We start from the raw sequence: 12,178 nt of genomic DNA, 5'->3' as shown, positions 1-12,178 counted from the left end.
AAGGTGAAGGCCCGCCCCCGGGTGGCCGGAGAGCGGTCCCGGGCACGCGCCCCCCAGCAGCCCCTCGTCGACCCTGGCGCAGGCGCGCCGGGGGCAGGTGACCAGTCGAGCCCCACGCGGAGCTGGCCCCGGCTCCCGAAGCTGCCCACGCGGCATACCTGGACGTCGTCACGGCCTGCGGCCGACGGCCGGCGACGCTGGATCGCTCCGCTCGTGGCCCTCGTGGCCGTGCTGGCCGTGCTCGGGACCGTCGTGGGCGTCAGCCTGCGCGACGCCGGCGCCCAGGCCGCCACCAACCGGGCGGCGGCCAGCCAGGCCCGCACCTCGATCGAGCAGATGCTCAGCTACAGCTACAAGACCATCGACGCGCAGTCGGCGCAGATCGAGGGCCTGCTCACCGGGTCGTTCAAGGGCGAGTTCACGGCCGCCATGGACAAGGACATCAAGCCGCTCGCGGTCAAGAACCAGACCGTCGTGCAGGCCAAGGTGTCCGACGTCGGGGTGATGAGCTCCTCGCCCACGACCGTCAAGGTGCTGGCGTTCGTCAACCAGGCCCGCATCGGCACCGACCAGCAGGACCCCGTGGTCGACCAGAACCGGGTCATCGCGACGATGACCAAGGTCGGCGACCGCTGGCTGATCAGCAAGGTCGAAGCCTTCTAGGGGGGTACCACCCCTTCGGAGATCCGGCGCGGCGAGACCTCCCGGACGCCTCCCGGATCCTCCTGACCTGCGGCGATGCATCCCCTCTTCGGGTGCGTCGCCGCAGGTCATTCGGCGCCACACGGGGCGAATGTCTTGACGTGGGGGGTTTCGCGCGTCATCCTCGTCTGCGTCGGATCAGCCCGTGGCTTGTGGCCCGGGCCTGACCCCCGTCAACGGTCGTGGCGTGAGCCCGCTGGACACGGTTGGACGAGGCTGCCCTCTTTCGTGTATGCTCTTCCTTTGCGCTGCCCTCTTTCTTCGATCCCGCCTCAGACCTCAGCCTTTCGTCGTGCCCTGCGGCACGAATTCCTGGCCCTGTCTCCTGCGTGGTCGGCACCGGCGGTCAGCGCTGCACCGGTTTCGAACCATCAGATTTAAGACAAGGCCCGTGGAAGGACCCCTCCTTGGCTGCCTCGCGCAACGCGACTCAGACTGTGTCCACCGCACGGACGGTTTCAGGCCGTCTGTCCTTCGCAAAGATCCGCGAACCCCTCGAGGTCCCCGACCTCCTGGCGCTGCAAACGGAAAGCTTCGACTGGCTGCTCGGTAACGAGCGCTGGCAGGCCCGTGTCGCAGAGGCCAAGGCCGCCGGCCGTGGGGATGTGCCGGATCGCTCCGGCCTCGAGGAGATCTTCGAAGAGATCTCCCCGATCGAGGACTTCAGCGGCTCCATGTCGCTGTCGTTCCGCGACCACCGCTTCGAGGAGGTCAAGTACTCCATCGAGGACTGCAAGGAGCGCGACCAGACCTACTCCGCGCCCCTGTTCGTCACCGCGGAGTTCATGAACACCACGACTGGCGAGATCAAGAGCCAGACGGTCTTCATGGGTGACTTCCCGCTCATGACCGAGCGCGGCACCTTCGTGATCAACGGCACCGAGCGTGTCGTCGTCTCCCAGCTGGTCCGCAGCCCGGGCGTCTACTTCGAGCGCACGCCCGACAAGACGTCCGACAAGGACATCTACACCGCCAAGGTCATCCCGAGCCGCGGTGCCTGGCTGGAGTTCGAGATCGACAAGCGCGACATGGTGGGCGTCCGCGTCGACCGCAAGCGCAAGCAGTCGGTCACCGTCCTCCTCAAGGCCCTGGGCATGACCGAGGCCGACATCCTCGAGGAGTTCGGCGAGTTCGAGTCGATGCGCCTCACCCTGGAGAAGGACCACACGGCCGGCCAGGACGACGCGCTGCTCGACATCTACCGCAAGCTGCGCCCGGGCGAACCGCCGACCCGCGAGGCTGCCCAGACCCTGCTGGACAACCTCTACTTCAACCCCAAGCGCTACGACCTGGCCAAGGTCGGCCGCTACAAGATCGACCGCAAGCTGGGCGTCGCCGCCGAGCTCAGCGCCTCGGTCCTGTCCGTCGACGACATCGTCGCCACGATCAAGTACATCGTCTCGCTGCACGCCGGTGAGTCGACGCTCGCCGGCAAGAACGGCGACGAGGTGCCGGTCGAGGTCGACGACATCGACCACTTCGGCAACCGTCGTCTGCGCAACGTGGGCGAGCTCATCCAGAACCAGGTCCGCACCGGGCTGTCCCGCATGGAGCGCGTCGTCCGCGAGCGCATGACCACGCAGGACGTCGAGGCGATCACCCCGCAGACCCTGATCAACATCCGCCCCGTGGTGGCGTCGATCAAGGAGTTCTTCGGCACCTCCCAGCTGTCGCAGTTCATGGACCAGAACAACCCGCTCGCGGGCCTGACGCACAAGCGGCGTCTGTCGGCCCTCGGCCCGGGTGGTCTGTCCCGCGACCGCGCCGGCATGGAGGTCCGTGACGTCCACCCGTCGCACTACGGCCGCATGTGCCCGATCGAGACCCCTGAGGGCCCGAACATCGGCCTGATCGGCTCGCTCGCGTCCTACGGTCGGATCAACCCGTTCGGGTTCATCGAGACGCCCTACCGCAAGGTCGTCAAGGGCAAGGTCACCGACAAGGTGGACTACCTGTCCGCCGACGAGGAGGACCGCCACGTCATCGCGCAGGCCAACGCCGTCATCAACGCCGAGGGCCTGTTCACCGAGGACCGCGTCCTGGTGCGCACCAAGGGCGGCGAGATCGACTACATCCCCGGTGCCGACGTCGACTACATGGACGTCTCCCCGCGCCAGATGGTGTCGGCCGCGACGGCGCTGATCCCGTTCCTCGAGCACGACGACGCCAACCGTGCGCTCATGGGTTCCAACATGCAGCGTCAGGCGGTGCCGCTGGTCAAGTCCGAGGCTCCGCTGGTCGGCACCGGCATGGAGTACCGCGCCGCCCTCGACTCGGGCGACGTCGTCCGGGCCGAGACCGCTGGTGTGGTCACCGAGGTGTCCGCCGACCTCGTCACCGTCGCCGGGGACGACGGCTCGACGCGCACCTACCGGATCGCCAAGTTCGCGCGCTCCAACCAGGGCACGTCCTACAACCAGGTCGTCGTCGTCAACGAGGGCGACCGGGTCGAGGCCGGCGGCGTCATCGCCGACGGTCCCGCGACCGACGGTGGCGAGATGGCCCTGGGCCGCAACCTGCTCGTGGCGTTCATGCCGTGGGAGGGCCACAACTACGAGGACGCGATCATCCTCAGCCAGCGTCTGGTGCAGGACGACGTCCTCTCCTCGATCCACATCGAGGAGCACGAGGTCGACGCCCGCGACACCAAGCTCGGCCCCGAGGAGATCACCCGGGACATCCCGAACGTCTCCGAGGAGGTCCTGGCCGACCTCGACGAGCGCGGCATCATCCGCATCGGCGCCGAGGTCCGCGACGGGGACCTGCTCGTCGGCAAGGTCACGCCCAAGGGTGAGACCGAGCTGACGCCGGAGGAGCGCCTGCTGCGCGCCATCTTCGGTGAGAAGGCTCGCGAGGTCCGCGACACGTCGCTCAAGGTGCCCCACGGCGAGACCGGCACGGTCATCGGCGTCAAGGTGTTCGACAAGGACGAAGGCGACGACCTGCCCCCGGGCGTCAACCAGCTCGTCCGCGTCTACGTCGCCAACAAGCGCAAGATCACCGATGGAGACAAGCTCGCCGGCCGTCACGGCAACAAGGGCGTCATCTCCAAGATCCTGCCCGTCGAGGACATGCCGTTCCTCGAGGACGGCACCCCTGTGGACGTCGTGCTCAACCCGCTCGGTGTCCCCGGTCGTATGAACGTCGGCCAGATCCTCGAGCTGCACCTCGGCTGGGCCGCCTCCCGCGGTTGGGAGATCGCGGGCAACCCGGACTGGGCCAAGCTCATCCCCGAGGACGCGCGCTCGGCCCCGGCCGGCACCCGTGTCGCCTCGCCGGTGTTCGACGGTGTGCGCGAGGACGAGATCGTGGGTCTGCTGGACTCCACGACCAAGACCCGCGACGACGTGCGGCTCATCGACGGCTCCGGCAAGTCCCGGCTCTTCGACGGTCGCTCCGGCGAGCCGTTCCCCGAGCCGGTGTCCGTGGGCTACATGTACATCCTCAAGCTGCACCACCTCGTGGACGACAAGATCCACGCCCGCAGCACCGGCCCCTACAGCATGATCACGCAGCAGCCGCTGGGTGGTAAGGCTCAGTTCGGTGGCCAGCGCTTCGGTGAGATGGAGGTGTGGGCACTCGAGGCCTACGGCGCGGCCTACGCGCTGCAGGAGCTGCTCACGATCAAGTCCGACGACGTCCAGGGCCGCGTGAAGGTCTACGAGGCGATCGTCAAGGGCGACAACATCCCGGAGCCCGGCATCCCCGAGTCCTTCAAGGTGCTCATCAAGGAGATGCAGTCGCTGTGCCTGAACGTCGAGGTGCTCAACAGCGAGGGCACCTCCATCGAGCTGAAGGAGTCCGACGAGGACGTCTTCCGCGCGGCGGAGGAGCTCGGCATCGACCTGTCCCGGCGCGAGCCCAGTTCGGTCGAAGAGGTCTAAGGCGCGGGTATGCCGCGTGGACGCCCTGGGCGGGCACGCGGCATACCGGCCCTCCTCACGACCCACCCTTTGAGTTTTAGCTAGAGACACGGAAGAAGGAACCACGTGCTCGACGTCAACTTCTTTGACGAACTGCGCATCGGCCTGGCCACTGCTGACGACATCCGTCAGTGGAGCCACGGCGAGGTGAAGAAGCCCGAGACGATCAACTACCGCACCCTCAAGCCTGAGAAGGAGGGCCTGTTCTGCGAGCGCATCTTCGGCCCCACCCGGGACTGGGAGTGCAACTGCGGCAAGTACAAGCGGGTCCGCTTCAAGGGCATCATCTGTGAGCGCTGCGGCGTCGAGGTCACTCGTGCCAAGGTGCGTCGTGAGCGGATGGGCCACATCGAGCTCGCTGCCCCCGTCACCCACATCTGGTACTTCAAGGGCGTCCCGTCGCGCCTGGGCTACCTGCTCGACCTCGCCCCGAAGGACCTCGAGAAGGTCATCTACTTCGCGGCCTACATGATCACCTCGGTCGACGAGGAGCAGCGCCACAAGGACCTGCCCTCGCTCGAGGCCCAGATCGAGGTGGAGAAGAAGGAGTACGAGAACAAGCGTGACTCCGAGGTCGACACCCGGGCCAAGCGGCTCGAGTCCGACATCGCCGAGCTCGAGGCCGAGGGTGCCAAGGCTGACGCCCGCCGCAAGGTGCGCGAGTCCGCCGAGCGCGAGATGAACCAGATCCGCAAGCGCGCCGACATGCAGATCGAGCGCATCGAGCAGGTCTGGGACCGGTTCAAGAACCTCAAGGTCCAGGACCTCGAGGGCGACGAGATCCTCTACCGCGAGATGCGTGACCGCTTCGGTCTGTACTTCGAGGGTGGCATGGGCGCCGCCGCGATCCAGAAGCGCCTGCAGGACTTCGACCTCCAGGCCGAGTCCGAGCTGCTGCGCGAGATCATCGCCACCGGCAAGGGCCAGAAGAAGACCCGTGCCCTCAAGCGGCTCAAGGTCGTCACCGCCTTCCAGGCCACGACGAACAAGCCGTCCGGCATGGTCCTGGACGCCGTCCCGGTCATCCCGCCGGATCTGCGCCCGATGGTGCAGCTCGACGGTGGCCGCTTCGCGACCTCCGACCTCAACGACCTCTACCGTCGCGTGATCAACCGCAACAACCGGCTCAAGCGTCTGCTCGACCTCGGTGCGCCGGAGATCATCGTCAACAACGAGAAGCGGATGCTCCAGGAGGCTGTCGACAGCCTCTTCGACAACGGCCGTCGTGGTCGCCCGGTCACGGGTCCCGGCAACCGTCCGCTCAAGTCGCTGTCCGACATGCTCAAGGGCAAGCAGGGCCGGTTCCGCCAGAACCTGCTCGGCAAGCGCGTCGACTACTCCGGCCGTTCGGTCATCGTCGTCGGCCCGCAGCTCAAGCTGCACCAGTGCGGTCTGCCCAAGCAGATGGCCCTCGAGCTGTTCAAGCCGTTCGTGATGAAGCGCCTGGTCGACCTCGACCACGCGCAGAACATCAAGTCGGCCAAGCGCATGGTCGAGCGCGCCCGTCCGGTCGTGTGGGACGTCCTCGAAGAGGTCATCACCGAGCACCCCGTGCTCCTCAACCGCGCGCCCACCCTGCACCGCCTCGGCATCCAGGCCTTCGAGCCTCAGCTCGTCGAGGGCAAGGCCATCCAGATCCACCCGCTCGTCTGCTCGGCCTTCAACGCCGACTTCGACGGTGACCAGATGGCTGTGCACGTGCCGCTGAGCACCGAGGCGCAGGCCGAGGCCCGCATCCTGATGCTCTCGAGCAACAACATCCTCAAGCCGGCCGACGGCCGTCCGGTGACCATGCCCACCCAGGACATGATCATCGGGCTCTACCACCTCACGTCCGAGGTGGAGAACGGCAAGGGTTCCGGCCGCGCGTTCTCGTCGGTCTCCGAGGCCCGCATGGCGTTCGACGCCGGCGAGCTCGAGCTCGGCAGCATCGTCAAGATCCGCCTGCTCGACGTCGTCCCGATCCCGGGCACGGAGCTCGCCGAGGGCACCGAGGTCAACGAGCAGGGCCAGGTGGCCTCGCTCACCATCGAGACCAGCCTCGGTCGCGCGCTGTTCAACCAGACGCTGCCCGTGGACTACCCGTTCGTGGACGCGGTCGTCGACAAGAAGCGTCTGTCGACCATCGTCAACGACCTGGCCGAGCGCTACACCAAGGTGCAGGTCGCTGCGAGCCTCGACGCGCTCAAGGAGTACGGCTTCCACTGGGCGACCCGCTCGGGCACCACGGTGGCCATCTCCGACGTCGTGACCCCGCCGCGCAAGCTCGAGATCCTCGAGGGCTACGAGGTCAAGGCCACCAAGGTCCAGGTGCAGTACGAGCGTGGTCTGATCACGGACGACGAGCGCCGTCAGGAGCTCATCGAGATCTGGACTCAGGCCACCAACGAGGTCGCCAAGGAGATGGAGGCCAACCTCCCGAAGACCAACACCATCTACAAGATGGTGTCCTCGGGTGCGCGTGGTAACTGGATGCAGCTGCGGCAGATCGCCGGTATGCGTGGTCTGGTGTCCAACCCGAAGGGCGACATCATCCCGCGACCGATCCGCGCGAACTTCCGCGAGGGCCTGTCCGTGCTCGAGTTCTTCATCTCCACGCACGGTTCTCGTAAGGGTCTTGCCGACACCGCGCTGCGTACCGCCGACTCGGGTTACCTGACCCGTCGCCTGGTGGACGTCTCGCAGGACGTCATCATCCGCGAGGACGACTGTGGGACCGAGCGTGGCCTGACCATGCCGATCGCGCAGAAGACCACCTCCGGCGCCCTGGTCGAGCACGACGACGTGGAGACCTCGGTCTACGCCCGCACGCTCGCCGCCGACGTCGAGAAGGACGGTTCCGTCCTGGCCGAGGCCGGCATCGACCTCGGTGACGTCGTCATCGACGCGCTCGTCGCCGCCGGCGTCGAGCAGGTCAAGGTCCGGTCGGTGCTCACCTGTGAGTCCCACGTCGGCACCTGCGCCGCCTGCTACGGCCGGTCACTCGCGACCGGCAAGCTCGTGGACATCGGCGAGGCCGTCGGCATCATCGCGGCCCAGTCCATCGGTGAGCCCGGCACCCAGCTGACGATGCGTACCTTCCACACCGGTGGTGTGGCTGGTGACGACATCACGCAGGGTCTGCCCCGTGTCGTCGAGCTGTTCGAGGCCCGCACCCCCAAGGGTGTGGCCCCGATCGCCGAGGCGTCCGGTCGGGTCAGCATCGAGGACACCGACAAGACCCGTCGCATCATGCTCACCCCGGACGACGGCTCCGAGGAGCACGCCTACCCGGTGAGCAAGCGCGCGCGTCTGCTGATCGCCGACGGCGACCACGTCGAGGTCGGGCACCGCATGACGCAGGGTTCGATCGACCCCAAGCAGGTCCTTCGCATCCTCGGCCCGCGGGCGGTCCAGATGCACCTCGTCGACGAGGTGCAGCACGTCTACCGCCAGCAGGGTGTGTCGATCCACGACAAGCACATCGAGGTCATCGTCCGCCAGATGCTGCGCCGGATCACGATCATCGAGTCCGCCGATGCCGACCTGCTCCCCGGTGAGCTGGCCGAGCGTGGTCGGTTCGAGACCGAGAACCGTCGCGTCGTCGCCGAAGGTGGCCGCCCGGCCTCGGGTCGCCCCGAGCTCATGGGTATCACCAAGGCGTCGCTGGCCACGGACTCCTGGCTCTCGGCCGCCTCCTTCCAGGAGACGACCCGCGTGCTGACCGAGGCAGCGATGAACGCCAAGTCGGACCCGTTGCTGGGTCTGAAGGAGAACGTCATCCTCGGAAAGCTCATCCCGGCCGGCACGGGTCTCCCGCGCTACCGGAACGTCAAGGTCGAGGCCACGGAAGAGGCCAAGGCTGCGATGTACTCGATGCCCAGCTACGAGTACGACTACCCGGTGTTCGGTCCCGGCTCCGGCGAGGCCATCCGCCTCGACGACGCCGAGCTCGGCCTGGACTGAGCCTCCGGCTCCACCCGCCCTTTCGCATGGTCCGGTGCGCCACTTGTTGCCGGCTGGTGGTCACGAGGCAGCGATTCGGGGGTCCGGTGACGATCTGCGCGCACCAAGTCGGCACGACCCCGGACTTGTTGCCGGCTGGTGGACACGAGGCGGCGATTCGGGGGTCCGGTGACGATCTGCGCGCACCAAGTCACAGCACGTCGGGCCGGCGGCGCTTGGTGTAACCGATTTGGACCGCCACCACGCAGGCGGTATCTTTGAACACTGTGTCTGAGGTCTGCCTCAGTCATGCGCTGGAGTCGGTGCCGACCAGACAGCAAGATGTCGGCCGCTGGACCAGCACCCCTCTCGCCGGGCACTCCGCAACCGATCCGCACTGGGTCGCGCGTGGAGGGTGCAGGGGAGAGCGCCAAGCACGACACACCCGAGTGCGGGGGTCGGGCGAGGCACCACACCAAGGAGTGCCCGAGGGTTGCGAGACGCAGCCCGACGACACAGAACATCAACTACGTACGGAGAACAGGTTGCCTACGATCAACCAGCTTGTGCGCAAGGGGCGTCAGGACAAGGTCACCAAGACCAAGACTCCTGCCCTCAAGGGCTCGCCCCAGCGCCGTGGTGTGTGCACGCGTGTGTACACCACCACCCCCAAGAAGCCGAACTCTGCCCTGCGGAAGGTCGCCCGCGTGCGCCTCACCAGCGGCATCGAGGTCACGGCCTACATCCCGGGCGTCGGCCACAACCTGCAGGAGCACTCGATCGTGCTCGTGCGCGGTGGTCGTGTGAAGGACCTCCCCGGCGTGCGTTACAAGATCGTCCGCGGCTCGCTCGACACCCAGGGTGTCAAGAACCGCAAGCAGGCCCGCTCCCGTTACGGCGCGAAGATGGAGAAGAAGTAATGCCTCGCAAGGGACCTGCGCCCAAGCGCCCCCTCGTCGTCGACCCGGTCCACAACTCCCCGTTGGTGACCCAGCTGGTCAACAAGATCCTCCTCGATGGCAAGAAGTCCATCGCCGAGACGATCGTCTACGGCGCCCTCGAGGGCGTCAAGGAGAAGACCGGCTCCGACCCCGTCGTGACCCTCAAGCGCGCGCTGGACAACATCCGTCCGACGCTCGAGGTCAAGTCCCGCCGTGTCGGTGGCGCCACCTACCAGGTGCCGATCGAGGTCAAGCCCAACCGCGCGACCACCCTGGCCCTGCGCTGGATGGTCGGCTACTCGCGTCAGCGTCGTGAGAAGACCATGACCGAGCGCCTCATGAACGAGATCCTCGACGCGTCCAACGGCCTCGGTGCCGCGGTGAAGCGTCGTGAGGACACCCACAAGATGGCCGAGTCCAACAAGGCCTTCGCGCACTACCGCTGGTAACAGCGACCGGTATGCCGCGGGCGCAACACACGCCCGCGGCATACCGCAGGTGCGTGGTCGAGGCCCCGCCCCCATGCACCACAACGAACTTTTTCTAACGAGCGAGATGAGACGATCACATTGGCACTCGACGTCCTGACGGACCTGACCAAGGTCCGCAACATCGGGATCATGGCGCACATCGACGCCGGCAAGACGACGACGACTGAGCGCATCCTCTTCTACACCGGTGTCAACCACAAGATCGGTGAGACCCACGACGGTGCGTCGACGACCGACTGGATGGAGCAGGAGAAGGAGCGCGGCATCACGATCACGTCTGCCGCGGTGACCTCCTTCTGGGAGGGCACCCAGATCAACATCATCGACACCCCCGGTCACGTGGACTTCACGGTCGAGGTGGAGCGCTCGCTGCGCGTCCTCGACGGTGCCGTCGCCGTGTTCGACGGCAAGGAGGGCGTCGAGCCCCAGTCCGAGACCGTGTGGCGTCAGGCCGACAAGTACGACGTCCCCCGCATCGCGTTCGTCAACAAGATGGACAAGCTCGGCGCGGACTTCTACTTCACCGTCGACACCATCAAGGACCGCCTCGGCGCGGAGCCCCTCGTGCTCCAGCTGCCGATCGGCTCCGAGAGCGAGTTCGTCGGCGTCGTCGACCTCATCTACCGTCGTGCCCTCGTGTGGCCCGGTGACTCCAAGGGTGACGTCACCATGGGTGCCAAGTACGAGATCCAGGAGATCCCGGCCGACATGCTCGAGAAGGTCGAGGAGTACCGCCACGCCCTCGTCGAGCGCGTTGCCGAGTCCGACGACGTCCTCATGGAGAAGTACCTCGGTGGCGAGGAGCTGACGCCCGAGGAGATCAAGGGCGCCATCCGCAAGCTCACGGTCAACTCCGAGCTCTACCCGATCCTGTGCGGCTCTGCCTTCAAGAACCGCGGTGTGCAGCCGATGCTCGACGCCGTCGTCGACTACCTGCCTTCGCCGCTCGATGTCCCCCCGATGGTCGGCCACAAGCCGAACCACGAGGAGATCGAGATGACGCGCAAGCCCGACACGAGCGAGCCGTTCTCGGCGCTGGCGTTCAAGGTCGCCACGCACCCGTTCTTCGGCACGCTGACCTTCATCCGCGTCTACTCCGGCCAGATCTCCGCCGGCTCCGCGGTCGTCAACACGACCAAGGGCCGCAAGGAGCGCATCGGCAAGCTCTTCCAGATGCACGCCAACAAGGAGAACCCCGTGGAGGAGGCCCTCGCGGGTCACATCTACGCGGCGATCGGCCTCAAGGACACCACCACCGGTGACACGTTGAGCGACCCGAACGAGCAGATCGTGCTCGAGTCGATGACGTTCCCGGACCCGGTCATCCAGGTGGCCATCGAGCCCAAGACCAAGGGTGACCAGGAGAAGCTCTCCACGGCCATCCAGAAGCTCTCCGCCGAGGACCCGACCTTCCAGGTCCACCACGACGAGGAGACCGGCCAGACGATCATCGCCGGCATGGGCGAGCTCCACCTGGACATCCTCGTGGACCGCATGAAGCGCGAGTTCAAGGTCGAGGCCAACGTCGGCAAGCCGCAGGTGGCCTACCGCGAGACGATCCGTCGCACCGTGGAGAAGCTGGACTTCACCCACAAGAAGCAGACGGGTGGCTCCGGCCAGTTCGCCAAGATCCAGATCAGCATCGAGCCCCTCGACACCGCCGAGTCGGGCGAGATGTACGAGTTCGTGAACAAGGTCACTGGTGGCCGCGTTCCGCGCGAGTACATCCCGTCGGTCGACGCCGGTATCCAGGACGCCATGCAGTACGGCGTGCTCGCCGGCTACCCGCTGGTCGGCATCAAGGCGACGCTGCTCGATGGCGCCTACCACGACGTCGACTCCTCCGAGATGGCGTTCAAGATCGCCGGTTCCATGGCGCTCAAGGAGGCCGTCCGCAAGGCCGACCCCGTGCTCCTCGAGCCGATGATGGCCGTCGAGGTGCGTACGCCCGAGGACTACATGGGCGACGTCATCGGTGACATCAACTCCCGCCGTGGCCAGATCCAGGCCATGGAGGACATCAGTGGTGCCAAGGTCGTCCGCGGTCTGGTCCCCCTGTCGGAGATGTTCGGCTACGTCGGTGACCTGCGGTCCAAGACCCAGGGTCGGGCGAACTACTCGATGGAGTTTGACTCCTACGCCGAGGTCCCCAAGGCTGTTGCCGAGGAGATCATCAAGAAGACGCGTGGTGAGTGAC

The 12,178-nt window shown here is 66.6% G+C and carries 6 protein-coding genes; all 6 read left to right on the top strand.

Annotation, left to right across the window (positions count from 1 at the left end; genetic code table 11):
• Positions 1 to 3: 3 nt before the first annotated feature.
• Positions 4 to 663, top strand: coding sequence for a hypothetical protein (locus AC1DS4_RS07565; protein ID WP_477632337.1), 660 nt, complete (start codon positions 4 to 6; stop codon positions 661 to 663).
• Positions 664 to 1,109: 446 nt separating this feature from the next.
• On the top strand, positions 1,110 to 4,586 hold the full coding sequence (rpoB, locus tag AC1DS4_RS07560; protein ID WP_477613523.1) for a DNA-directed RNA polymerase subunit beta: 3,477 nt from the start codon (positions 1,110 to 1,112) through the stop codon (positions 4,584 to 4,586).
• A gap of 105 nt (positions 4,587 to 4,691) precedes the next feature.
• Positions 4,692 to 8,570, top strand: coding sequence for a DNA-directed RNA polymerase subunit beta' (locus tag AC1DS4_RS07555; protein ID WP_477613522.1), 3,879 nt, complete (start codon positions 4,692 to 4,694; stop codon positions 8,568 to 8,570).
• A gap of 524 nt (positions 8,571 to 9,094) precedes the next feature.
• Complete coding sequence (gene rpsL / locus AC1DS4_RS07550; protein WP_056883290.1) at positions 9,095 to 9,469, top strand: 30S ribosomal protein S12; 375 nt, start codon at positions 9,095 to 9,097, stop codon at positions 9,467 to 9,469.
• On the top strand, positions 9,469 to 9,939 hold the full coding sequence (gene rpsG, locus AC1DS4_RS07545) for a 30S ribosomal protein S7 (RefSeq protein WP_056915473.1): 471 nt from the start codon (positions 9,469 to 9,471) through the stop codon (positions 9,937 to 9,939). The genes rpsL and rpsG overlap by 1 nt, the downstream gene beginning before the upstream one ends.
• Positions 9,940 to 10,059: 120 nt before the next feature.
• Positions 10,060 to 12,177 (top strand): elongation factor G, encoded by a 2,118-nt coding sequence (gene fusA / locus AC1DS4_RS07540; protein WP_477613521.1) that lies wholly within the window; start codon positions 10,060 to 10,062, stop codon positions 12,175 to 12,177.
• Position 12,178: the final 1 nt, after the last annotated feature.

Source organism: Pedococcus sp. P3_C7 (assembly GCF_056402615.1).
This window is presented reverse-complemented; position numbering and strand designations above follow the sequence as displayed.